Consider the following 22,851-nt stretch of genomic DNA (forward strand, 5'->3'; position numbering starts at 1 on the left):
TCACCGGATGGCCTGATCAATACTTGGCACTGCCTGATCCTTTGGGGGGATTCCTTGGCACGAGTGCGACGTACGGCGCTGCTCCTCGCGGCCGCCACAGCGGGGGGACTGCTGCTGGCACCGCAGGCGCAAGCCGCGTACTACGACACCGCCTTCAAGAGCGTCACGATCAACGGGGGCAAGCCCATCGTGGTGGGCGGCAAGGACCCGGTGACCGTGCCGGTCACCGCCCAGATCGAGGAGGACTCGGGCGGCCTCGCCACCATCGACGCGAAGCTCGTCATTGGTGGCCACTTCTTCTTCCTGGAGGGCGAAGTCGGCCACAACATGAGCTGCGAGCAGACCACCGCGACCGTGAGCACCTGCACCGGAACCGCGGTGATCCTGCCCCAGCAGCTCGTCAACGCCTCCGCGGGACCGGTCTACCTGGGCATCTCCGGATACGCGTTCGACGGCGTCCAGTACCTCGAATACAGCAGCTACCTCGAATACGAGGACCTGCCCGGCCGCAGCGTCCCGCTGCTGAAGCAGACCACGCTGACGGGGGACGCCACCCCTGAGCCCGTGCGCAAGGACGGCACACTCACCGTCACCGGCGAGCTCACCCGGCCGGACTGGCAGCACTGGGACGTGGAGAACAACGCGTTCCCCGCCGGATACGCGGGGCAGAAGCTGCGACTGCAGTTCAAGAAGACCGGCGGTACCTCCTACAGCACCGTGAAGACGGCCACCACCGACGCCGACGGCAAGGTGAAGACGACCGTCAAGGCGACCACCTCCGGCGCCTGGCGCTGGGCGTTCACGCAGGACAGCACCTCCACCGCCGCCGTCTCCCGGGGCGACGGCGTCACCCTGCTGAAGGTGTCGAAGCTGACCGTGAACGCGTCCCCCGAGCCCGTCGCCAAGGGCGGCAAACTCACCGTGACGGGCCGCCTCACCCGCGCCACCAGCGACGCGGCCACCACCTTCACCGGCTACGCCGGACAGAAGGTCAAGCTCCAGTTCCGCAAGTCCGGCTCCAGCACCTACACGACCGTGAAGACGGTCACCACGGACTCGGCCGGCTACCTGTCGACGACCACCACCGCCTCGGCCTCCGGGTACTGGCGGTGGGCGTACGCGGGGAACTCGACGGTCGCCTCGGTGAAGGCGGCCGGCGACGGCGTCGCCCTGAAGTAGCGGCCCCGACGTGGAGGGGGCAGGCCCGGCGCCTGTCCCCTCCACGGAACGGCACCGCCCTCACCCGTACGGCCCAGCGGCCCGGCCGCGCCCACCAGGGAACCCCAGCCCTCCGCCTGGCGTTGACCAGTACGGGAGGGTCCACTGGACCTGTCACCACGACACCAGTGGCACATCGGAGACCGACCAGCAAAGGGTTCCCCTGCCGCACCACTTGGAGGGCGTACCGTGCACCGCCGGCACAACGGGCTCAGGACCGCAGTACTCCTCGGGGGACTGTCCGCACTCATCATCGTCATCGGCAGTTTCTTCGGCCGCATGGGGCTCGTCGTCGCCGTCGTGATCGCCCTGGGCACGAACGCCTACGCGTACTGGAACAGCGACAAGCTCGCCCTCCGCGCGATGCGCGCCCGCCCGGTCAGCGAGTTCGAGGCCCCGGCGCTGTACCGCATGGTCCGTGAACTCTCCACGCAGGCCCGCCAGCCCATGCCCCGGCTGTACATCTCCCCGACGGAGGCCCCCAACGCCTTCGCCACCGGCCGCAACCCGCGCAACGCCGCCGTGTGCTGCACGGAGGGCATCCTGCGCCTGCTCGACGAGCGCGAACTGCGCGGCGTCATCGGCCACGAGCTCAGCCACGTCTACAACCGGGACATATTGATCTCGTCGGTGGCCGGCGCCCTCGCCTCCGTGATCATGTTCCTGGTCAACTTCGCCTGGCTGATCCCGATCGGCCGCTCCGACGACGATGACGGACCCGGTCTGCTGGGCATGCTCCTCATCATGATCCTCGGCCCGCTCGCCGCCAGCCTCATCCAGCTGGCGATCAGCCGCTCCAGGGAGTACGAGGCGGACGCCTCCGGCGCCCAGCTGACCGGCGACCCACTGGCACTCGCCGGCGCCCTGCGCAAACTGGAAGTGGGCACCAAGCAGCTTCCGCTGCCCCCCGAGCCTCGCATCGAGACGGCGAGCCACATGATGATCGCGAACCCGTTCCGGCCCGGTCAGGGCCTGTCCAAGATGTTCTCGACCCACCCACCGATGGCCGAGCGGATCGCCCGGCTGGAGAAGATGGCAGGTCCCCACCGGTGAAGACAATCCTGAACGTCATCTGGCTCCTGCTCAGCGGCCTCTGGCTGTTCCTGGGCTACCTGCTCGCGGGCGTGCTGCTGTGCATCACGATCATCGGCATCCCCTTCGGCATCGCCGCCTTCCGCATCGGCGTCTACGCCCTGTGGCCCTTCGGGTACACCACGGTCGAACGGCGTGACGCGGGCGCTGCCTCCTGCGTCGGCAACGTCCTGTGGCTGCTCCTCGCGGGCTGGTGGCTGGCCCTCGGCCACATCGCCACCGGAATCGTCCTGTGCCTGACGATCATCGGCATCCCGCTGGGCATCGCCAACTTCAAGCTGATCCCGGTGTCGCTGCTGCCACTGGGCCGCGAGATCGTGCGGACGGACGAGGCGTTCGCGAACACGCGCTGGTAGCAGAGTTCCCGAGCCCGGGAGTTGTCCACAGCCCGCCGGTTGTCCACAGGCCCGCTCGATTGTCAGTGGCGGCTTGCATCATGAACCCATGACCGACACCGAGCAGTTGCTGGCACGGGTGGCGTCCAAGGCGCACACCACCCGACCGTGGGGCTGGCCCTCCCTCCCCGCACCCGTGGACGCCGGCGCCGTGGCCCGCGCCGAGGCCGCCCTGGGCTTCTCCCTGCCGCCGCTGCTCGCCGAGCTGTACCTGCGCATAGGAGACGGCGGATTCGGCCCGGAGTACGGCCTGTTGCCCCTGCTCGACAGCCCACCGTCCGGCGAGCCCGCCGCGGTCCCGCAGTACCTCAGCAACCGGGAGAGCGGCCGGAAGGACCCCGACTGGCCCTGGCCCGAGGGAGTCCTGCCGATATCCCACTGGGGCTGCGCGATGTACGCGTGCGTGGACTGCCTGGCCCCCGGGGCCCCGGTCCTGCTCTTCGAACCGAACGCCGACACCAGCGACCACGCCTGGTACGTGGACGCCCCCAGCCTCGAACTCTGGCTGCACGCCTGGGTCGAGGGCACCGGCTGGTACGAGGAGGCGAACGACGACACGGACCTGGCCCCGTGGACCGACTTCGCCGTACGGACTACCCGGGCCTCGTAGCCGGTACGGCCTACCCGGCCGCGCGCGCCCTTCGCCGTACGGCATACGCCACGACCCCCACCAGCAGCACTCCCGCGCCCACGGCCACCGACACCCCGGGCAGCGCGAACGCCAGAACCAGACAGCCGAGCAGACCCGCCGCCGGGACCGCCCGCGCCGACAGTCCCGAACCGAGCGTCCAGGCAGAGGCGTTCGCCACCGCGTAGTACGCCAGCACACCGAAGGAGGAGAACCCGATGGCCCCGCGCACATCCACCATGGCGGCCAGCACCGCGACCACCGCACCCACGGCGAGCTCAGCCCGGTGCGGTACCCGGAACCGCGGGTGCACGGCCGACAGCGCGACGGGCAGATGCCGGTCCCGCGCCATGGCCAGCGTTGTCCGGGAGACGCCCAGGATCAGGGCGAGCAGCGAGCCCAGCGCGGCCACCGCGGCACCGCCCCGGACGACCGGCGCCAGACCCGGTACGCCGGCCGCGCGCACCGCGTCGGCCAGCGGCGCCTCGGCGGCCCCGAGCCCTTCGGCGCCCAGCACGGACAGGGCGGCGACCGCGACGAACCCGTACACGGCCAGGGCGATACCCAGGGCGATCGGGATCGCGCGCGGGATGGTGCGCGCGGGGTCCCGCACCTCCTCGCCGAGCGTCGCGATCCGCGCGTACCCGGCGAAGGCGAAGAACAGCAACCCGGCCGCCTGAAGCACCCCGCCCGGGCCGCCGGAGACGCCGACGTTCAGCCGCCCGGCGTCCGCCTCGTCCGACGTCAGGCACACGACCACCACGGCGGCGAGGACCGCCAGCACGACCGCCACAATCGCCCGCGTCAGCCAGGCGGACTTCTGGACGCCGCCGTAGTTCACCGCGGTCAGCGCCACGACCGCCGCGACCGCCACGGCATGCGCCTGGTCCGGCCAGACGTACGCGCCCACGGTGAGCGCCATCGCCGCACAGGAGGCCGTCTTCCCGGTCACGAACGCCCAGCCCGCGAGATATCCCCAGAACTCACCGAGCCGCTCACGGCCGTACACGTAGGTGCCGCCGGAGGCGGGGTACAGCGCGGCCAGCCGCGCGGAGGAGGTGGCATTGCAGTAGGCGACCACCGCGGCCACCGCGAGCCCGATCAGCAGCCCGGTGCCGGCCGCGTGGGCGGCGGGCGCCAGGGCGGCGAAGATGCCCGCCCCGACCATGGCGCCGAGCCCGATGACCACGGCGTCGCCGACCCCGAGGGTGCGCCGGAGCCCGGCGGCAGGCTGTGTCATGGACCGCACCCTACTGAGCGCCGCAACCGCCGGGCGGTGCGGTGACGTCCTCGTCAGCAACAGGTGGTGAACAGGAGCGGAACGCAGGCAGGCGCAGGACGAAGATCACAGTGCCGGGGCAGTGCTCGCACGGCGCGGAAGGGCAGGTTCACGGCATGGGCATCATCAGTTGGATCATTCTGGGACTGCTGGCCGGAGCCATCGCCAAGTTCCTGCTGCCGGGCCGGGACCCGGGCGGCTTCATCGGTACGACCGTCATCGGCATCACGGGAGCGTTCCTCGGCGGCTGGATCTCCGCCCGCTGGCTGGACCACCCGATCACCAAGGACTTCTACGACGGGGCCACCTGGGCGGCCGCGATCGGCGGTTCGCTGGTGCTGCTGATCGCCTACCGCATCCTGTTCGGCCACTCGCGCAACTGAGCACCTCCTCCTGACCGCAGCCAGCAGCGGGAAGGGTGGGCACCCGCCAGGTGCCCACCCTTTTCGCGTTACGCGGAGGCTTCGCCCCGGTCCGGGACTACCGGTAGTTCACGAACTGGAGGGCGAAGTCGAAGTCCTTGCCCTTCAGCAGGGCGATGACGGTCTGCAGGTCGTCCCGGCTCTTGGAGCTCACGCGCAGCTCGTCGCCCTGGACCTGGGCCTTCACGCCCTTGGGGCCCTCGTCGCGGATGATCTTCGCCACCTTCTTGGCGTTCTCCTGGGAGATGCCCTCCTGGATCGTCGCGAAGATCTTGTACTCCTTGCCGGAGAGCTGGGGCTCGCCCGCGTCCAGTGCCTTGAGCGAGATGCCGCGCTTGATCAGCTTGGACTGGAAGACGTCGAGGACAGCCTTCACCCGGTCCTCGGAGTTGGCCTCCATGAGGATCTTGTCACCCGACCATGAGATCGAGGCGCCCACGCCCTTGAAGTCGTAGCGCTGCGAGATCTCCTTGGCGGTCTGGTTGAGGGCGTTGTCGACCTCCTGCCGCTCGACCTTCGAGACGATGTCGAAACTGGAGTCGGCCATGTCCTGTGGCTCCTTGTATCGGGGTCCTGTCGGGTGCGTATCGGCGTGCGTGGGGGCGAGCGCCGAGCCCGGCGTAGGTCCCGGGCCGCATCCGGATAAGCCTAGCCATCCACGGACCCCGTGGCGGAGATCAATCGAGTGGCGAAGCACCCCTCCGCATCGGGTATTGTTTACGTCGTTGCCAGGGAGCACCGCCGAAAGGCCGTTCGATTGGCAGCAAACCCCGGCGGTGTGCCCGAGCGGCCAAAGGGAGCAGACTGTAAATCTGCCGGCTCAGCCTTCCCAGGTTCGAATCCTGGCGCCGCCACTTTGGGGAAGACCCCCTCGGCTCTGTGGAAACACAGGGGCGAGGGGGTCTCTTCGTTGTCAGTGGTGCCGGACACACTGGGGCCATGTCCACGCGTCGCAGGAACTGCCCCGAGTGCCGCCGGGAGATCGCTGTGGTGGCCGGGCGGTTCGCCCGGCACGATCCGCCCGGCGCGCGGGTGAGCGGGATGCTCGTGTCGTGCCCCGGGTCGCGTCGGCTCGCCGAACTCGGGGCCGCGCAGCTGTCGTTGGACGGGTACGTCGTGCCCGACATGCCCGGTCAGCTGTCGCTGTTCTGAGGCGGCCTCAGTTGCCCGCGACCGACTTCACGGCCACCGCCACCGGGGACGGGCCGCTGATCACTTCCAGGGTCAGGCCGGCCGTGGCCGGGGTGTCGACCAGCTCCGCCAGGGTGGCGGCCACGTCGTCGCGGGGGATGGGGCCGCGGCCCGTGTGGGCCTCCAGACGGACCAGGCCGGTGCCCGCGTCGTTCGTCAGCATGCCGGGGCGCAGGATCGTCCAGTCCAGGCCGTCCAGGCCGCGGACGTACTCGTCCGCCTCGCCCTTGGCCCGCAGGTAGACGTCGAAGACCTCGCTGCCCTCGTGCTCGGGGTTCGCGCCCATCGACGAGACGACCAGGTACCGGCGCACTCCGGCCCGCAGCGCCGCGTCCGCGAACAGGATCGCCGCGTCCTTGTCCACCGTCTCCTTGCGGTCGACTCCGCTGCCCGGTCCGGCGCCCGCCGCGAACACCGCCGCGTCCGCGCCCTCCAGACTCGCCGCGACCTCCTCGACCGACGCCGACTCCAGGTCCAGCAGCACCGGTTCTGCGCCCGCCTCCCGCAGATCGTCGCCCTGTTCCGCGCGGCGGATGATGCCCGCGACCTCGTCCCCGCGCGCGGACAGCAGCCGCTCCAGCCGCAGCGCGATCTGACCATGACCACCAGCGATGACAATGCGCATGCCTCCGACCGTACGCCCGGGTGCCCGCACCCGCCGCACGAGACCTGCGGGGCGGCGCGTGGCCGAGCAAGGGGCGTGCGTTGCGTTGTACGCGCGGGGCGTGCGGTGTTTGGTATGCGCGGGGCGTGAAGCGTGCGACCGGAGCGCGCGAAGCCCGTCGTGCGCGGGGCGCGGCGAAGAGAGCAAGCGCCAGGCGCGGGGCGAGTGGGCGTGCGCGGGTCGTGCGGGGCGCGCTGGCGGCCCCGGAAGTCGCGATGCGCGGGGCGCAAGGCAGTTGCCGCACGCGGGGCGCGAAATGCCTACCCGGGGCGCGGGGAACCGCACACGCGCCAGGCGCGGACAAATCGCCCTACGCCAGCCAATCGCCGTACGCCAGGCACGAAGCGCAAGTCCGGGGCGCGCGCCTCTCCCACCTCGGCCACAGCACACCCCCGCGCCCCCTCAGGAAACCTCCCCCCGCCCCTGCCGAGGCAGCCCCAACTCCACCGCCGCCGCCGAGTTGCAGTACTCCCGCACCGCGCTCGTGCGGGCCACCACACGTCCCCGGTGGATGACGATCCGGCTGTACGCCAGGGACAGCGCGCCCGGGAGGCTGTCGCCGCGCACGGCGAGGAGGTCCGCGGGGAAGCCCGCCTCGACACGGATCCCGGGGAGGCCGAGGACGGTGCGCGCGGCCGAACTCACCGCGGCGTAGGCGGCTTCGGGCCCGAGGCCGTAGCGGGAGGCGAGGAGGTACGCCGCCTCCAGGGGGTCGCCGCGGCCCACCGGGTTGGACACGTCGCGCAGGGCGCCGCTCCCGGCGGCGACCCGTACACCCGCGGCGCGCAACAGCCGTACCGGCGCGGTGCCGCGGCGCTCCACGCCCCCGCAGCCGCCCTGCGGCAGGCACACCACCGAGACGCCCGCGGCGGCTAGTTGGTCGGCGGTGCGGGCCGCCGCGTCGGACGGGAGCCGGCCGAGGCCGCCGCAGGGGCCGAGGGCCACTCCGGGGCGCAGCCCGCCCGCCATCGCCGCCAGCCGGGACAGCCGGGCCGGGTCGTCGGCGTCCGTGTGGAGGTCGACGGGGCAGCCGTGCTCGGAGGCCAGTTCCAGGACCGCCTCCACATAGCCCGTCGGATCGGGGTCCAGGTCGGGGCAGCCGCCCACCACGGACGCGCCCATCTTCAGCGCGTCCCGCAGCATCGCCAGCCCGTCGGCGCCGGCCACCCCGGTCAGCAGGCGGGGCACCGCCACCGCGGTCAGCTCGGTCAGCCCGCGCAGGGAACGCCGGGCGCGCAGGACGGCGGACAGGGCGCCGAGGCCCTGGACGTCGCCCACGCGCACGTGCGCGCGCAGTGCCGTAGCCCCGTGGCCGAGTTGGAGGAGCGCGGCCTCCGTGGCGCGGCGCTGGACGTCCTGGGGGTCGTAGGAGACCGGTCCGTCCGTGTCGGCGGACAGGGCGGTGTCGCCGTGGGCGTGCGGTTCCGCGGGGGCCGGGAGGAGGAGGTAGCCGGTGAGGTCCACGCGCGCTCCGCACGCGCGCGTGCCGCTCGACAGGCTCCCGGCCGTGCCCACCGCCTCGATGCGCCCGTTGCCCAGCCGGACGTCCACCATGCGGCCGTCGGTGAGGCGCGCCCCGCACAGCAGCAGCGCCGCCGGATCGGACTGTCCCGGGGGTGAGGACGAGGAGTGGGGCGGCTGGGGCTGGCTGTCGGGCATCGCGCTCCAGGTACTCGCTGCTCGGAACTGCGCGGGACTGCGGAAACCACGCGGGACTGCGGAACCAAGGGAACCGCGCGTGCGCCCCGCGCGGGGGCACAAGATCACGCAGAGTGAGTCGAGCCTAGGGCGGCGATCCGCCCGCGACCGGGAGGAGCGCAATAGTCGTACCGGTGTGGTCCCGGCCGCGCGAGCTGCGCGGAGGGCTGTCCGCGGTGACGGCTGAGGCGGCTGTGGAGCCCGTGCGATCGGGGTGCGGGGGACGGCGGGAAACGGATTTGGGCGAACGGCGGCGGACCGTGTAATGTCTTCATCGCTCGCCCCAATAGCTCAGTCGGCAGAGCGTCTCCATGGTAAGGAGAAGGTCAACGGTTCGATTCCGTTTTGGGGCTCTGGTGTGAAAGGTTCCCGTCGCAAGATGGGAACTGATCGCATCGCAGCGGTGTAGCTCAGTCGGTAGAGCAAGCGGCTCATAATCGCTGTGTCACCGGTTCAAGTCCGGTCACCGCTACTGACAGTAGCCGATTGCGGGGTCGGTCCTTCGATCGGCTACTCTTTCTTGCGTTGAATCAGTCCATCCGTTCGTCTTAGGAGCACTCACGTGGCTGCCACCGACGTCCGCCCGAAGATCACGCTGGCCTGCGTGGAGTGCAAGGAGCGGAACTACATCACCAAGAAGAACCGGCGTAACAACCCGGACCGTCTTGAGATGAAGAAGCACTGCCCGCGTTGCAACGCGCACACCGCGCACCGCGAGACGCGATAAATCAGGCTCGTACACGAGGCCGTCCCCGTAACAGGGGGCGGCCTCGCGTCGTTTCGTCGGCCGGAACCGAGCGGTAACCCCTCGGCCGGCTCCGGGAATCACAGCTGACACCAGGAGGTGCCGAGCCCATGGCGCTCGACCAGTCCTTCGTCGGGCGGACCTATCCGCCCACCGACCCCTACGAGGTCGGCCGCGAGAAGATCCGTGAGTTCGCGGAGGCGGTGGGTGACACCAATCCGGCGTACACCGACACGGAGGCCGCCAAGGCGCTCGGCCACCCCGATGTGATCGCCCCGCCGACCTTCGTCTTCGCGATCACCTTCAAGGCGGCCGGACAGGTCATCGCCGACCCCCAGCTCGGCCTGGACTACAGCCGGGTGGTGCACGGCGACCAGAAGTTCGCCTACACCCGCCCGGTGCGCGCCGGGGACCGGCTGACGGTCACCTCGACCATCGAGGCGATCAAGTCCATGGCGGGCAACGACATCCTGGACATCCGCGGCGAGGTCCACGACGAGGCGGGGGAGCACGTCGTGACCGCCTGGACGAAGCTGGTCGCCCGCGCGGCCGAGGAGGGGTGAGCGATCCCATGACCGCGAAGATTTCCTACGGCGACGTCGAGGTCGGCACCGAGCTGCCCGCGCAGACGTTCCCCGTGACGCGTGCCACGCTCGTGCAGTACGCGGGCGCCTCCGGGGACTTCAACCCGATCCACTGGAACGAGAAGTTCGCCAAGGAGGTCGGGCTGCCGGACGTCATCGCGCACGGCATGTTCACCATGGCCGAGGCGATCCGCGTCGTCACCGACTGGGTCGGCGACCCGGGCGCGGTGGTCGAGTACGGCGTCCGCTTCACCAAGCCCGTCGTCGTCCCGAACGACGACCAGGGCGCCACGATCGAGGTCAGCGGCAAGGTCGCGGCCAAGCTCGACGACAACACGGTCCGGGTGGACCTGACGGCCACCAGCGCCGGTCAGAAGGTGCTGGGCATGTCCCGGGCGGTCGTCCGCCTGGCGTGACGGCACGCGCGCGTGGCCGCGAGTAAGGGGCGCTCTCCTTGGCGGAGTGCCCCTTACTCGTACGGGGAACTCGGTATCCCCTTGACGTAGTTAGTGATTGAGTACTAACTTAGTCGCATGGTCAGGATGAGCGCAGAGGAGCGGCGCGAGAGCGTCATCCGTGCGGCGATCAGCGAGTTCGCCCGCGGTGGCTATCACGGCACGTCGACCGAGGCGATCGCCCGGCGGGTCGGTGTCTCCCAGCCGTACCTCTTCCGGCTCTTCCCGGGCAAGAAGGCGATCTTCCTGGCCGCGGCGGCGCGCTGTGTCGAGAACACCATCAAGACGTTCGGTGACGCCGCCGAAGGGCTGCACGGCGAAGAAGCGCTGCTCTCCATGGCGAACGCGTACACCAAGGTCATCGCGGAGCAACCCGAGATGCTCCAGATGCAGATGCAGATGTACGCAGCCGTGGGGGCCGCCGCCGCGGAAGGTGACCACGAGTTCGGCGAGACCGTGCGCCAGGGCTGGATGCGGATCTGGGACACCGTTCACCTGCCGCTGGGTGCCGACGTCGACGAGACGACGACGTTCATGGCGTACGGAATGCTCGTCAACTGCCTGGTCGCGATGGGTTTTCCGCCTGAGCACCGGGTATGGGAGGGCCTCTACCCCGAGGCTCGCACCAAGGGGCGGCTCGAACACTGAGGGCCGCTCGGCACCACCGCTGATCCACCTCGCACCGAGCGAAGGCGTTCCGGCGCCTTTTCATGATCATAGAAGTTAGTCATCAATTACTAATCAAGCGGTAACCACGCAGGCCGCGCACTCTCTGGGGGAGAGATGTCACAGCAGACCGCATCACGCGGAGGACCCGTCTGGGCCCTCGTCATCACCAGCGTCGCCGGATTCATGGCGGCCCTCGACAACCTCGTCGTGACCACCGCACTGCCCTCCATCCGCGAGGACCTGGGCGGCGGCCTGCACGACCTGGAATGGACGGTGAGCGCCTACACCCTCACCTTCGCCGTCCTGCTGATGTTCGGCGCGGCGCTCGGCGACCGCTTCGGACGCCGCCGGCTCTTCCTCGTCGGCATCACGATCTTCACCGCCGCCTCCGCCGCCGCGGCCATGGCCCCCGGCATCGACTCCCTGATCGGCGCCCGCGCGGTGCAGGGCGTCGGTGCGGCGATCATGATGCCGCTGACGCTGACCCTGCTGACGGCCGCCGTGCCCGCCGACAAGCGCGGAATGGCGTTCGGGATATGGGGCGCCGTCAACGGGCTCGCCGTGGCCTCCGGTCCGCTCATCGGCGGCAGTCTCACCGAGCACATCTCCTGGCAGTGGATCTTCTGGCTGAACGTCCCGCTGGGCCTGCTCCTGCTCCCGCTCGCCCGGCTCCGCCTCGCCGAGTCCCGCGGCAACGGCGCCCCGCTCGACGTCCCCGGCACCCTGCTGGCCAGCGGCGGCCTGTTCGGCATCGTCTACGGCCTGGTCCGCGGCCCCGCGGACGGCTGGACCGCGCCCATGGTCCTCACCGGCCTGTTCTCCGGCGGCGCCCTGCTCGTCGCCTTCGTCCTCTACAGCGCCCACGCCAAGAACCCGATGCTGCCGATGCGGCTGTTCCGCTCCCGGGCGTTCTCCGGGATCAACGCCGCCAGCATGCTGATGTTCCTCGGCATGTTCGGCTCGATCTTCCTGCTCAGCCAGTACATGCAGGGCGTGCTCGGCTACTCGCCGACCGAGGCGGGACTGCGGATGCTGCCCTGGACCGGAATGCCGATGCTGGTCGCGCCGATCGCCGGGATCCTCTCCGACCGCATCGGCGGCCGCCCGGTCGTCGCCACCGGCCTGTTCCTCCAGGCCATCGGGCTCGCCTACTTCGCCACCGTCCTCACCGCGGACGCCTCCTACAGCGTCCAGCTGCCCGCCCTGATCATCAGCGGCGTCGGCATGGCCCTGTTCTTCGCCCCCGCCTCCGCCCTGGTGATGTCCAGCGTCCGCACCTCCGAACAGGGCATCGCCTCCGGCGCCAACAACGCCCTGCGCGAGGTCGGCGGCGCCCTCGGCATCGCCATCATGTCGTCGATCTTCGCGGCCCAGGGCGGCTACGAGACCGGCCAGACCTTCGTCGACGGGCTGCGGCCTGCCCTGGTGACCGGCGCCGCCCTGGTCGCCGTCGCCGGAATCGCCGCCCTGTGCATCCCGCGCCGCAGCGCCACCCCGCGCGTGGAGGAGCCCGAACAGCACGCGCGCGTGCTGGAGACCGCCGGACACTGACGAGAGGAGACCGTCATGCCCACGCTTCCCTGGACCGCTCCGCAGACCCCGCCCGCCGGAACCGAGGTGCACGTGTTCGCTTCCCGCTTCGAGACCAGCACCCTCATGGGCGCACTGCGCTTCTTCCTCAGCACCCCCGGCATCTGGCGGCAGGTCACTCGCGCGCCCGGCGGATGCGGCGCCACGCTCAAGGCGCAGGTGTTCCGGCGCACCTTCTGGACCCTGTCCGCCTGGGAGTCCCCGCAGGCCCTCAAGGAGTTCTCCCGCACCGGCACCCACGCCCCGACCGCCCGCAAGCTGGCCCCCCTCATGCGGGACTCGAAGTTCGCCGGCTGGACGGCGAAGAGCGAGGACCTCCCGCTCGACTGGGCCGAGGCCGAACGCCGACTGCGCTGAGCCCCGGACACTGCGCAGCGCAACCCCGGACGCCGCGACGACACGGCCCCGCCCCGACCGGCGGGGCCGTTCTCGTACCCTTGAGCGCGTGCAGGAACTCCACGATGCCCCGCTCGCCCCGCTGACCACCTTCCGCCTGGGCGGACCGGCCACCCGGCTGGTCACCGCCGCCACCGACGCCGAGGTGATCGCCGCCGTCCGCGAGGCGGACGCCACGGGCACCCCGCTGCTGATCATCGGCGGCGGCTCCAACCTGGTCATCGGCGACAAGGGCTTCGACGGCACCGCCCTCGTCATCGCCACCAAGGGCCTGGAAATCTCCGGCACGCGCGTGGAGCTCGCCGCGGGCGAGGTGTGGACCGACGCCGTCGCCCGCACCGTCGAGGCCGGGCTCGCCGGCGTCGAGTGCCTGGCCGGCATCCCCGGCTCGGCCGGCGCCACCCCGATCCAGAACGTCGGCGCGTACGGCCAGGAGGTCGCCTCCACCATCACCGAGGTCATCGCCTACGACCGCCGCACCGGCGAGACCGTCACGCTGACCAACGAGGAGTGCGCCTTCTCCTACCGCCACAGCCGCTTCAAGTCCGACCCCGAGCGCTATGTCGTCCTGCGCGTGCGCTTCGAGTTGGAGGACGCGGGCGGACTGTCCGGGCCGATCCGGTACGCCGAGACCGCCCGCGCGCTCGGCGTGGAGCCCGGCGACCGGGTACCGCTGGCCGCCGCACGGGAGACCGTGCTGAAGCTGCGGGCCGGGAAGGGCATGGTCCTGGACCCCGAGGACCACGACACCTGGTCCGCCGGGTCCTTCTTCACCAACCCGATCCTCACCGACGAGCAGTTCGCGCGCTTCCACGCGCGCGTGAAGGAACGGCTCGGCGACGACGTGGAGCCCCCGGCCTACCCGGCGGGGGAGGGGCACACCAAGACCTCCGCCGCCTGGCTGATCGACAAAGCGGGCTTCACCAAGGGCTACGGCACCGGCCCCGCCCGTATCTCCACCAAGCACACCCTCGCCCTCACCAACCGCGGCACCGCCACCACCGAGGACCTGCTGACCCTGGCCCGCGAGGTCGTCGCCGGCGTCCGCGAGGCGTTCGGCATCACGCTGGTCAACGAGCCGGTGACCGTCGGCGTGAGCCTGTAGGGGCGCCCGCATGCGGCTGCGGCTGACCGAGTTCCGGCCCAGGACCGGGCCGTACGAACACCGGGTGGTCCAGCCGAGGACACCCCTGCGCCACACCTCCCTGACCGCCCCCGAGCCCATCGGACTGCTGCTCGGCGACCACGACGGGCTGAACCGGCTGGCGGCGCTGTTCTCCTTCGCGGCCTTTTCGCGGCACACGATCGTCCATGTGCCGCTGCGCGACGGGGTCCCGCCCGACGAGGGCTGGGGCGAGCGGGTCGACCTCGTCCTGGCCCACACCTCCTACGGCCTGCGCCCCAGCCAGTGGCCCGGGCTCCGGCACCGGCTGCGACAGGGGACGCCGCTCACGGCCCGTACCGACGAGGCGCGCACCGCGCGGGACGCCAGGGCCTGGCAGGAGACCCCGTGGGAACGGGAGGACCTGCGGCACGTCACCCACGCGCGGACGCTGTTCCTGTTCGGCACCCGGGAGACGTTCGCCGACTCCGCCGTCGAATTCGCCTACGCGGCGGGCTTCGGGCCGCGCCACAAGCAGGTCCTCAAGGGCCACTCGGCGATGATGACCGGGCTGGCGCTCGCCCAGCCGCCCGGCGGCGGGCACCCCTACGAGGTGCTGGTCTGTTTCAAGCCGTATCCGCCGTACGCCCACTTCCGTCGGCCGGGCGAGTCAGCCACTCGTCGATCCCGGCCAGCAGCCGGTTCTTGACGTCCTCCGGGGCCGCGGAACCGCGTACCGACTGCCGGGCCAGTTCCGCCAGTTCCGCGTCTGTGAAGGCGTGGTGGCGGCGGGCGATGTCGTACTGGGCCGCGAGCCGGGAGCCGAACAGCAGCGGGTCGTCCGCGCCGAGGGCCAGCGGCACCCCCGCCTCGAACAGAGTGCGCAGGGGGACGTCCTGCGGCTTCTCGTAGACGCCGAGGGCCACGTTGGAGGCCGGGCACACCTCGCAGGTCACGCCCCGGTCGGCGAGGCGCTTGAGCAGCCGCGGGTCCTCCGCCGCCCGCACCCCGTGGCCGATACGGTTCGCCTCCAGGTCGTCCAGGCAGTCCCGGACCGAGGCCGGCCCCGTCAGCTCGCCGCCGTGCGGGGCGGAGAGCAGCCCGCCGTCCCGCGCGATGGCGAACGCCCGGTCGAAGTCCCGGGCCATACCCCGCCGCTCGTCATTCGAGAGCCCGAAGCCGATCACTCCGCGGTCCGCGTACCGCACCGCCAGCCGGGCCAGCGTGCGGGCGTCCAGGGGGTGCTTCATCCGGTTCGCGGCCACCAGCACCCGCATCCCCAGGCCGGTCTCCCGGGAGGTCGTCTCCACCGCGTCCAGGATGATCTCCAGCGCCGGGATCAGCCCGCCGAGCCGGGGCGCGTACGACGTCGGGTCCACCTGGATCTCCAGCCAGCCCGAGCCGTCCTTCAGATCCTCCTCCGCGGCCTCGCGCACCAGGCGCTGGATGTCCTCCGGCTCGCGCAGGCACGAGCGCGCCGCGTCGTACAGCCGCTGGAAGCGGAACCAGCCCCGCTCGTCGGTCGCCCGCAACTGCGGGGGCTCCCCGCTGATCAGGGCGTCCGAGAGCGCCTCCGGCAGGCGCACGCCGTACTTGTCGGCCAGTTCCAGAACGGTGCCGGGCCGCATCGACCCGGTGAAGTGCAGGTGCAGATGGGCCTTCGGCAGCTCAGAGACATCACGTACACGCTCCATCCCAGGATCCTGCCGTACGCAACCGCCGTCCCGGTACCGCTTTCCCCGTTCGTGGTCTTGCTCGCACAAAAGAACAGGGCACCCGGGGGATTCCCGGGTGCCCCGCACACACAAGAGTGACTACTTGGCCTCCGCCAGCAGCTTCTGGATCCGGCTCACACCCTCGACGAGGTCCTCGTCGCCGAGCGCGTACGACAGCCGCAGATAACCCGGCGTGCCGAACGCCTCGCCCGGGACGACCGCGACCTCGGCCTGCTCCAGGATCAGCTCGGCCAGCTCGACGCTGGTCTGCGGACGCTTGCCCCGGATCTCCTTGCCCAGCAGGGCCTTGACCGACGGGTACGCGTAGAAGGCGCCCTCGGGCTCCGGGCAGACCACGCCGTCGATCTCGTTGAGCATCCGCACGATCGTCCTGCGGCGGCGGTCGAACGCCTCGCGCATCTTCGTGACGGCCTCCAGGTCACCGGAGACGGCGGCGAGCGCGGCCACCTGCGCCACGTTGGAGACGTTCGACGTGGCGTGCGACTGGAGGTTGGTGGCGGCCTTGACGACGTCCTTCGGGCCGATGATCCAGCCGACCCGCCAGCCCGTCATGGCGTACGTCTTGGCGACACCGTTGACCACGACGCACTTGTCGCGCAGCTCGGGCAGCAGTCCCGGCAGGGAGACGGCGGTCGCGTCGCCGTAGACGAGGTGCTCGTAGATCTCGTCCGTCATCACCCACAGGCCGTGCTCGACCGCCCAGCGTCCGATCGCCTCGGTGTCGGCCTCGCTGTAGACGGCGCCGGTCGGGTTGGACGGCGACACGAACAGGACGACCTTGGTCCGCTCGGTGCGCGCGGCCTCCAGCTGCTCCACGGAGACGCGGTAGCCGGTCGTCTCGTCCGCGACGACCTCCACCGGGACACCGCCGGCCAGCCGGATCGACTCCGGGTACGTCGTCCAGTACGGCGCGGGGACGATGACCTCGTCGCCAGGGTCGAGGATCGCGGCGAACGCCTCGTAGATCGCCTGCTTGCCGCCGTTGGTGACCAGGATCTGCGACACGTCGGGCTCGTAGCCGGAGTCGCGCAGCGTCTTCGCGGCGATCGCGGCCTTCAGCTCGGGCAGACCGCCGGCCGGGGTGTAGCGGTGGTACTTGGGGTTCTTGCACGCCTCGATGGCGGCCTCGACGATGTAGTCCGGGGTCGGGAAGTCCGGCTCGCCGGCGCCGAAGCCGATCACCGGTCGCCCGGCGGCCTTGAGGGCCTTGGCCTTGGCGTCCACGGCGAGGGTGGCGGACTCGGAGATCGCGCCGACTCGGGCGGAGACCCGGCGCTCGGTGGGAGGGGTAGCAGCGCTCATGGGACCCATCGTTCCAGACCGGAAATACCCCCGGCACACGGGTTTCACAGACTGAACAGCGGTTGAACAACCGTCCGGATCCGGCCCGCGGGCTGGGTGATCTTTCATCTCCGGGGCTCCCACGGGCACTTTCTGTTCGACGGGGGGCCCAAGAGCACGTACACTCTCACCTCGTTGGCCTTCAGCAGCCCGCACTCGCACGGTGCACACCGAGCACCCGTCCGGATGCGGTACGTTGGGGGACACACAAAGGGTCGTAGCTCAATTGGTAGAGCACTGGTCTCCAAAACCAGCGGTTGGGGGTTCAAGTCCCTCCGGCCCTGCTACACACACCTTCGCCAGGATGTGTGCGCATGTACGTACAGCAATGCACCGCCGTGCGGCTCAGACCGGGCGCGGCACGGCCACGACCCGGAATCAGGTGAGGACGAGTGACGGACGCCGTGGGCTCCATCGACATGCCTGATGCCCAGGACGAGGCGCCGGATTCGAAGAAGAAGACCCGCAAGGGCGGCAAGCGTGCCAAGAAGGGCCCGCTGAAGCGCCTTGCCCTCTTCTACCGGCAGGTCGTCGCCGAACTCCGCAAGGTCGTCTGGCCGACGCGCAGTCAGCTGACGACTTACACGACCGTGGTGATTGTCTTCGTCGTCATCATGATCGGCCTGGTGACCGTGATTGACTATGGGCTCGACCACGCCGCCAAGTACGTCTTCGGCTGAGCCAGGAGCGAAGGGCGCCGCGGTTACCGGCGCCCCTTTTCGCATGTTCCACCCCTATGTATCCAGGAAGAAGCAGCCACCGTGTCTGACCAGAACCTGAACGACGCCATCGAGCCCGACGAGACTGTCGAAGGCGAGCTCGACAGCGTCGAGGGCGCGGACGAGGACCTGGACCAGGTCGAGGCTGCCGACGCCGACACCGCCGAGGAAGAGGCGGAGGAGGCGGCCGAGGACGCCGAGGGCGAGGCCGAGGAGGCCGACGAGGAGCCGGCCGAACCGGTGGACCCCGTCGCCGCCCTGCGCGAGGAACTGCGCACCCTGCCCGGCGAGTGGTACGTCATCCACACCTACGCCGGTTACGAGAACCGGGTGAAGACGAACCTGGAGCAGCGCGCCGTCTCGCTGAACGTCGAGGACTACATCTTCCAGGCCGAGGTGCCGCAGGAAGAGGTCGTCCAGATCAAGAACGGCGACCGCAAGACGATCAAGCAGAACAAGCTGCCGGGTTACGTCCTGGTCCGTATGGACCTCACCAACGAGTCCTGGGGCGTCGTCCGCAACACCCCCGGTGTCACCGGCTTCGTGGGCAACGCCTACGACCCCTACCCGCTGACCCTGGACGAGATCGTCAAGATGCTCGCCCCGGAGGCCGAGGAGAAGGCCGCCCGCGAGGCCGCCGAGGCCGAGGGCAAGCCCGCTCCGCAGCGCAAGGTCGAGGTCCAGGTGCTGGACTTCGAGGTCGGCGACTCGGTCACCGTCACCGACGGCCCGTTCGCCACGCTGCAGGCGACCATCAACGAGATCAACCCCGACTCCAAGAAGGTCAAGGGTCTGGTGGAGATCTTCGGTCGCGAGACCCCGGTCGAGCTGAGCTTCGACCAGATCCAGAAGAACTGACACCTTCCGGATTCACAGCTTCCGAGCAGGTCAGGCGAGCGCCTGACCTGCTCGGTTTTTGGCCGCGCATCTATACCCGTTATCGTTGTGCGGTATGCCTGCGTCCGGGTGGTCCCCGGAGGCGGGCAGGACCCGAATCGAAAGGACCCGGAGAGCTATGCCTCCCAAGAAGAAGAAGGTCACGGGGCTCATCAAGCTCCAGATCCAGGCCGGTGCCGCCAACCCGGCTCCGCCGGTCGGCCCCGCGCTGGGTCAGCACGGCGTGAACATCATGGAGTTCTGCAAGGCCTACAACGCCGCGACCGAGTCGCAGCGCGGTTGGGTCATCCCGGTGGAGATCACGGTCTACGAGGACCGCTCCTTCACCTTCATCACCAAGACTCCGCCGGCCGCCAAGATGATCCTCAAGGCCGCGGGCGTGGAGAAGGGCTCCGGCGAGCCGCACAAGACCAAGGTCGCCAAGATCACCGAGGCGCAGGTCCGCGAGATCGCCACCACCAAGATGCCCGACCTCAACGCCAACGACCTGGACGCCGCCGCGAAGATCATCGCCGGCACCGCCCGTTCCATGGGCATCACGGTCGAGGGCTGAACCCCAACCTTCCAGCAGTAGTGGCAGGGCCTGCTCGGCCCGGACCACAACTCCTCAGCACACATCAGGAGCAGTAGTGAGCAAGCGCAGCAAGTCTCTCCGCGCTGCGGACGCCAAGGTCGACCGGGACAAGCTCTACGCCCCGCTTGAGGCCGTCCGTCTCGCCAAGGAGACCTCCACGACCAAGTTCGACGGCACCGTCGAGGTCGCCTTCCGCCTGGGTGTCGACCCGCGCAAGGCCGACCAGATGGTCCGTGGCACCGTGAACCTCCCGCACGGCACCGGTAAGACCGCCCGGGTCCTGGTCTTCGCGACCGGTGACCGTGCCGAGGCCGCTCGTGCCGCGGGCGCCGACATCGTCGGCGCCGACGAGCTCATCGACGAGGTGTCGAAGGGCCGTCTGGACTTCGACGCCGTCGTCGCCACCCCGGACCTCATGGGCAAGGTCGGCCGCCTCGGCCGCGTGCTCGGTCCGCGTGGTCTGATGCCGAACCCGAAGACCGGCACCGTCACGCCGGACGTCGTCAAGGCTGTCAACGACATCAAGGGCGGCAAGATCGAGTTCCGCGTCGACAAGCACTCGAACCTGCACTTCATCATCGGCAAGGTGTCCTTCGACGACACCAAGCTGGTGGAGAACTACGGCGCGGCCCTGGAGGAGATCCTCCGTCTGAAGCCGTCCGCCGCCAAGGGTCGCTACATCAAGAAGGCCGCCATCACCACCACGATGGGCCCCGGCATTCCGGTCGACCCGAACCGCACCCGCAACCTCCTCGTCGAGGAGGACCCGGCCGCCGTCTGAGCGCCCGAGGCCTGAACGGGCCCCGCACCTTCCGAGGTGCGGGGCCCGTTCCCGTTTTTCCGGCCCTTTTCGTTGGTACGGAATTGAGACGACCGCTTCCCCCTTGATCGGATAGGCTCGCGACTCTGTGTATCGCTCATACATTCCATTTCATGGGGGAAATCAATGGGGACTTCCGTACGCCGCCACGCGCGCGTCCGCACCATCGGCGCCGGCTTCGCCGCCGTGGCCCTCGCCGCGGGCGCGGTGAGCTGTTCCAGCGAGTCCAAGGGGGAGGGCGGGGAGTCCCCGAAGATGTCTCCCGCGGCCGCCGTCGCGAAGGCCGCGAAGAACTCCGACGACATCACGTCCCTGCGCTACCGCATGAAGGGCGAGGTGCCCAAGGAGGGCCGCATCAAGGCCGAGGCGTCCATGAGCATGGAGCCCGAGCTGGCGATGAGCATGAAGATGACGGCTCTCGACCAGGGCGCCGACGGCTCCGTGGAGATCCGGCTCGTCGACAAGGCCATGTACATCGGCGGCAACGCCGAGATGGCCAAGGAGATGGACGGCAAGAGCTGGATGAAGTTCGACCTGTCCGCGCTCGGGGACGACCAGCTCGGTGCCGCCCCCGGAGCCGACGCGGCCGAGCAGAACCCGGCCACCGAGTCCACCTTCCTCACCGGCGCCGAGGACGTGAAGGAGATCGGCACCGAGAAGGTCGAGGGTGTCGAGACCACCCACTACCAAGGCACCGTGACGCTCGACGCCCTGCGCGCCTCCTTCAAGAAGGAGGACAAGAAGACGCGCGAGAAGCGAGAGAAGAGCCTTGAGCAGTACGAGGAGATGGGCATCGACGAGTTCACGATGGACACGTGGATCGACGGCGATGACCACACCAAGCAGTTCCGCATGAAGGGCGAGGGCAAGGACGGCCCGCTCGACCTGACCATCACCTTCGTCGACTACAACAAGCCCGTCACCGTCAAGGCGCCGCCCGCCAAGGACACCTTCGACCTGGCCGAGGCGATGAGCGAGCTGGAGAACAGCTGAGCCACGCTCCCCGGAGCGGGACGGCCGAGGACGCCCCGACCGGATTTGCCCCGCGGCGATCCGGTCGCGTACTCTCCTACAGAAGCCAAAGACCGCTGGTCGTTGCCGTGCGCTCGCAAGAGGGCACGGTGGCCGAAGGATCCGCTGAACGGCGGACGACCCGCGCAGGTGACTGTGGAAGTTGCTCCCGCATGGTTCTCCATGACGGTCGAGCTACGCCCCGTGCGCCTGCGCCGGGGCGTTTCGTTTTACCCAGTCCTCCTTCGGGTCCGCGCGGTCCGAATCACCCGGAAGGAGGCCGAGGCTCTATGGCGAGGCCCGACAAGGCTGCCGCGGTTGCCGAGCTGACGGACAAGTTCCGCAGCTCCAACGCCGCCGTGCTGACCGAGTACCGCGGTCTCACCGTGGCGCAGCTCAAGACGCTGCGTCGTTCGCTCGGTGAGAACGCCCAGTACGCCGTGGTGAAGAACACGCTGACCAAGATTGCGGCCAACGAGGCCGGGATCACGCTGGACGACCAGCTCTTCGCTGGTCCGACGGCCGTCGCCTTCGTCACCGGTGACCCGGTGGAGTCGGCGAAGGGTCTTCGTGACTTCGCCAAGGAGAACCCGAATCTCATCATCAAGGGCGGTGTCCTTGACGGCAAGGCGCTGTCTGCCGATGAGATCAAGAAGCTTGCGGACCTTGAGTCCCGCGAGGTTCTGCTGTCCAAGCTGGCCGGTGCCTTCAAGGCGAAGCAGTCCCAGGCTGCCTCCGTCTTCCAGGCCCTGCCCTCGAAGCTCGTCCGCACCGTGGACGCGCTCCGTGCCAAGCAGGACGAGCAGGGCGGTGCCGAGTAATTCGGCTCGCACACTGGTCGCCGCGGCCTGATCGCGGAGACCACAGCGGGCCGACGTACGCCCGCCTCACCCAGTACATCCGGCACCTGCCGATTTAGTGGAAGGACCGCCATCATGGCGAAGCTCAGCCAGGAAGACCTGCTCGCGCAGTTCGAGGAGATGACCCTCATCGAGCTCTCCGAGTTCGTGAAGGCGTTCGAGGAGAAGTTCGACGTCACCGCCGCCGCTGCCGCGCCGGTCGTCGTCGCCGGTGGTGCCGCTGGTGGCGCCGCCGCCGAGGCCGCTGAGGAGAAGGACGAGTTCGACGTCATCCTCACCGGCGCCGGCGACAAGAAGATCCAGGTCATCAAGGTCGTGCGTGAGCTGACCTCGCTCGGTCTGAAGGAGGCCAAGGACCTGGTCGACGGCACCCCGAAGCCGGTCCTGGAGAAGGTCAACAAGGAGGCCGCTGACAAGGCCGCCGAGGCCCTCAAGGGCGCCGGTGCCTCCGTCGAGGTCAAGTAAGACCTCACGGGTCCGCACGGACTCGATTGCGAGCTGATTACGGTCCCCTGAGGGGCTGTAACGCGAGCACACCGAAGAGCGATCATCCATCCGGGTGGTCGCTCTTCGTCGTTCCCGGGGGGCGGGCCGCGGTTCCCTTGCACCTCGGGTTCCGGGGGGTATGGTGATCTTCGTCGTGTCTCCGGCCGCCCCGGTTCTGCCAAGGGGGGCCTTGACGAACCGCACGCAGCGCGCAATTCTCAGGACGCGTCGTCACAACGGTCCGAATCCGAGGCATGGATCGACGACGAAGAGGGCAGT

27 protein-coding genes and 4 tRNA genes are annotated in these 22,851 nt (G+C 69.8%); 25 read left to right on the plus strand and 6 right to left on the minus strand.

All coding sequences use genetic code 11. From position 1 onward, the window contains the following. Nucleotides 1-63 precede the first annotated feature (63 nt). The 4 genes from ACZ7L7_RS09250 to ACZ7L7_RS09265 all read left to right on the plus strand — a co-directional run bounded on the left by ACZ7L7_RS09250 (nt 64) and on the right by ACZ7L7_RS09265 (nt 3,315). The gene (locus tag ACZ7L7_RS09250; protein ID WP_472075604.1) at nt 64-1,179 is read left to right on the plus strand and encodes a hypothetical protein; all 1,116 of its coding nucleotides are present in this window, start codon (nt 64-66) and stop codon (nt 1,177-1,179) included. A 228-nt stretch (nt 1,180-1,407) separates the two neighbouring features. Next, on the plus strand, nt 1,408-2,271 hold the full coding sequence (gene htpX, locus ACZ7L7_RS09255; protein ID WP_285510656.1) for a zinc metalloprotease HtpX: 864 nt from the start codon (nt 1,408-1,410) through the stop codon (nt 2,269-2,271). Next, nucleotides 2,268-2,666: a YccF domain-containing protein gene (locus ACZ7L7_RS09260; RefSeq protein WP_285510655.1), complete on the plus strand. Its 399-nt coding sequence runs from the start codon at nt 2,268-2,270 to the stop codon at nt 2,664-2,666. Before htpX ends, ACZ7L7_RS09260 begins: the two co-directional genes overlap by 4 nt. A gap of 88 nt (nt 2,667-2,754) precedes the next feature. Further along, a complete protein-coding gene (locus ACZ7L7_RS09265) occupies nt 2,755-3,315 on the plus strand; it encodes an SMI1/KNR4 family protein (RefSeq protein ID WP_285510654.1) in 561 nt (186 codons plus the stop codon). A gap of 10 nt (nt 3,316-3,325) precedes the next feature. Here the strand turns inward: ACZ7L7_RS09265 and ACZ7L7_RS09270 are convergent, their stop codons facing one another. Continuing rightward, nucleotides 3,326-4,573 (minus strand): APC family permease, encoded by a 1,248-nt coding sequence (locus tag ACZ7L7_RS09270; RefSeq protein ID WP_472075431.1) that lies wholly within the window; start codon nt 4,571-4,573, stop codon nt 3,326-3,328. Between the two features lie 155 nt (nt 4,574-4,728). Between ACZ7L7_RS09270 and ACZ7L7_RS09275 the strand changes: the two genes are divergently transcribed. Continuing rightward, nucleotides 4,729-4,995 (plus strand): GlsB/YeaQ/YmgE family stress response membrane protein, encoded by a 267-nt coding sequence (locus tag ACZ7L7_RS09275; RefSeq protein ID WP_285510652.1) that lies wholly within the window; start codon nt 4,729-4,731, stop codon nt 4,993-4,995. A 97-nt stretch (nt 4,996-5,092) separates the two neighbouring features. On the opposite strand, the gene ACZ7L7_RS09280 is transcribed toward ACZ7L7_RS09275, so the two are convergent. Continuing rightward, on the minus strand, nt 5,093-5,581 hold the full coding sequence (locus ACZ7L7_RS09280; RefSeq protein WP_285510651.1) for a YajQ family cyclic di-GMP-binding protein: 489 nt from the start codon (nt 5,579-5,581) through the stop codon (nt 5,093-5,095). A 225-nt stretch (nt 5,582-5,806) separates the two neighbouring features. On the opposite strand from ACZ7L7_RS09280, the gene ACZ7L7_RS09285 reads away from it, so the two are divergent. Next, nucleotides 5,807-5,888: transfer RNA gene (locus tag ACZ7L7_RS09285), tRNA-Tyr, on the plus strand. 85 nt (nt 5,889-5,973) lie between these two features. Next, a complete protein-coding gene (locus tag ACZ7L7_RS09290; RefSeq protein ID WP_285510634.1) occupies nt 5,974-6,186 on the plus strand; it encodes a hypothetical protein in 213 nt (70 codons plus the stop codon). A 7-nt stretch (nt 6,187-6,193) separates the two neighbouring features. On the opposite strand, the gene ACZ7L7_RS09295 is transcribed toward ACZ7L7_RS09290, so the two are convergent. Together ACZ7L7_RS09295 and ACZ7L7_RS09300 are read right to left on the minus strand one after the other, a co-directional pair. Next, entirely contained in the window at nt 6,194-6,850 is a 657-nt protein-coding gene (locus ACZ7L7_RS09295) for an SDR family oxidoreductase (protein ID WP_285510633.1), read from the minus strand. A 441-nt stretch (nt 6,851-7,291) separates the two neighbouring features. Then, entirely contained in the window at nt 7,292-8,548 is a 1,257-nt protein-coding gene (locus tag ACZ7L7_RS09300) for an amidohydrolase family protein (protein ID WP_472075434.1), read from the minus strand. Between the two features lie 319 nt (nt 8,549-8,867). On the opposite strand from ACZ7L7_RS09300, the gene ACZ7L7_RS09305 reads away from it, so the two are divergent. The 10 genes from ACZ7L7_RS09305 (at nt 8,868) to ACZ7L7_RS09350 (ending at nt 14,837) form a co-directional block, all read left to right on the plus strand. Continuing rightward, nucleotides 8,868-8,940 (plus strand) — tRNA-Thr (locus ACZ7L7_RS09305). A gap of 46 nt (nt 8,941-8,986) precedes the next feature. Next, nucleotides 8,987-9,059: transfer RNA gene (locus ACZ7L7_RS09310), tRNA-Met, on the plus strand. A gap of 90 nt (nt 9,060-9,149) precedes the next feature. Beyond that, entirely contained in the window at nt 9,150-9,314 is a 165-nt protein-coding gene (gene rpmG, locus ACZ7L7_RS09315) for a 50S ribosomal protein L33 (protein ID WP_003948671.1), read from the plus strand. A 128-nt stretch (nt 9,315-9,442) separates the two neighbouring features. After that, nucleotides 9,443-9,895, plus strand: a complete 453-nt coding sequence (locus ACZ7L7_RS09320; RefSeq protein WP_093720415.1) for a MaoC family dehydratase N-terminal domain-containing protein — start codon at nt 9,443-9,445, stop codon at nt 9,893-9,895. Nucleotides 9,896-9,903: 8 nt separating this feature from the next. Beyond that, nucleotides 9,904-10,332 (plus strand): MaoC family dehydratase, encoded by a 429-nt coding sequence (locus ACZ7L7_RS09325; protein ID WP_093720414.1) that lies wholly within the window; start codon nt 9,904-9,906, stop codon nt 10,330-10,332. A 117-nt stretch (nt 10,333-10,449) separates the two neighbouring features. Further along, nucleotides 10,450-11,019, plus strand: a complete 570-nt coding sequence (locus tag ACZ7L7_RS09330; RefSeq protein ID WP_285510630.1) for a TetR/AcrR family transcriptional regulator — start codon at nt 10,450-10,452, stop codon at nt 11,017-11,019. A 135-nt stretch (nt 11,020-11,154) separates the two neighbouring features. Further along, nucleotides 11,155-12,591 (plus strand): MFS transporter, encoded by a 1,437-nt coding sequence (locus tag ACZ7L7_RS09335; protein WP_453599094.1) that lies wholly within the window; start codon nt 11,155-11,157, stop codon nt 12,589-12,591. Between the two features lie 15 nt (nt 12,592-12,606). Continuing rightward, complete coding sequence (locus tag ACZ7L7_RS09340) at nt 12,607-12,987, plus strand: DUF3291 domain-containing protein (protein ID WP_453599096.1); 381 nt, start codon at nt 12,607-12,609, stop codon at nt 12,985-12,987. Between the two features lie 10 nt (nt 12,988-12,997). Then, entirely contained in the window at nt 12,998-14,131 is a 1,134-nt protein-coding gene (locus ACZ7L7_RS09345) for a UDP-N-acetylmuramate dehydrogenase (RefSeq protein WP_453599139.1), read from the plus strand. Between the two features lie 10 nt (nt 14,132-14,141). Next, nucleotides 14,142-14,837, plus strand: coding sequence for a hypothetical protein (locus ACZ7L7_RS09350; RefSeq protein WP_453599099.1), 696 nt, complete (start codon nt 14,142-14,144; stop codon nt 14,835-14,837). Here the strand turns inward: ACZ7L7_RS09350 and ACZ7L7_RS09355 are convergent. Further along, nucleotides 14,755-15,822, minus strand: coding sequence for an adenosine deaminase (locus tag ACZ7L7_RS09355; protein WP_285510626.1), 1,068 nt, complete (start codon nt 15,820-15,822; stop codon nt 14,755-14,757). The two genes, ACZ7L7_RS09350 and ACZ7L7_RS09355, sit on opposite strands and share 83 nt — an antisense overlap. Nucleotides 15,823-15,942: 120 nt before the next feature. Beyond that, entirely contained in the window at nt 15,943-17,166 is a 1,224-nt protein-coding gene (locus tag ACZ7L7_RS09360; RefSeq protein ID WP_285510625.1) for a pyridoxal phosphate-dependent aminotransferase, read from the minus strand. Between the two features lie 250 nt (nt 17,167-17,416). Here ACZ7L7_RS09360 and ACZ7L7_RS09365 point away from each other — a divergent pair. The 8 genes from ACZ7L7_RS09365 (at nt 17,417) to rplL (ending at nt 22,551) form a co-directional block, all read left to right on the plus strand. Continuing rightward, nucleotides 17,417-17,489: transfer RNA gene (locus ACZ7L7_RS09365), tRNA-Trp, on the plus strand. A gap of 108 nt (nt 17,490-17,597) precedes the next feature. Continuing rightward, nucleotides 17,598-17,885 carry a preprotein translocase subunit SecE gene (gene secE / locus ACZ7L7_RS09370; protein WP_285510624.1) on the plus strand — a complete coding sequence of 96 codons (288 nt, stop codon included), beginning with the start codon at nt 17,598-17,600 and terminating at the stop codon, nt 17,883-17,885. An 81-nt stretch (nt 17,886-17,966) separates the two neighbouring features. Then, nucleotides 17,967-18,782 carry a transcription termination/antitermination protein NusG gene (gene nusG, locus ACZ7L7_RS09375; protein ID WP_285510623.1) on the plus strand — a complete coding sequence of 272 codons (816 nt, stop codon included), beginning with the start codon at nt 17,967-17,969 and terminating at the stop codon, nt 18,780-18,782. Between the two features lie 157 nt (nt 18,783-18,939). Next, the gene (gene rplK / locus ACZ7L7_RS09380) at nt 18,940-19,374 is read left to right on the plus strand and encodes a 50S ribosomal protein L11 (protein WP_028805116.1); all 435 of its coding nucleotides are present in this window, start codon (nt 18,940-18,942) and stop codon (nt 19,372-19,374) included. Nucleotides 19,375-19,450: 76 nt separating this feature from the next. Then, a complete protein-coding gene (gene rplA / locus ACZ7L7_RS09385; protein WP_093720405.1) occupies nt 19,451-20,176 on the plus strand; it encodes a 50S ribosomal protein L1 in 726 nt (241 codons plus the stop codon). Between the two features lie 165 nt (nt 20,177-20,341). After that, on the plus strand, nt 20,342-21,208 hold the full coding sequence (locus ACZ7L7_RS09390; RefSeq protein ID WP_471591769.1) for an SCO4651 family lipoprotein: 867 nt from the start codon (nt 20,342-20,344) through the stop codon (nt 21,206-21,208). A 308-nt stretch (nt 21,209-21,516) separates the two neighbouring features. Further along, nucleotides 21,517-22,047, plus strand: a complete 531-nt coding sequence (rplJ, locus tag ACZ7L7_RS09395) for a 50S ribosomal protein L10 (protein ID WP_093720403.1) — start codon at nt 21,517-21,519, stop codon at nt 22,045-22,047. Nucleotides 22,048-22,161: 114 nt separating this feature from the next. Next, on the plus strand, nt 22,162-22,551 hold the full coding sequence (rplL, locus tag ACZ7L7_RS09400) for a 50S ribosomal protein L7/L12 (protein ID WP_093720402.1): 390 nt from the start codon (nt 22,162-22,164) through the stop codon (nt 22,549-22,551). Nucleotides 22,552-22,851 lie beyond the last annotated feature (300 nt).

It is taken from the genome of Streptomyces sp. NPDC110618 (assembly GCF_055657065.1).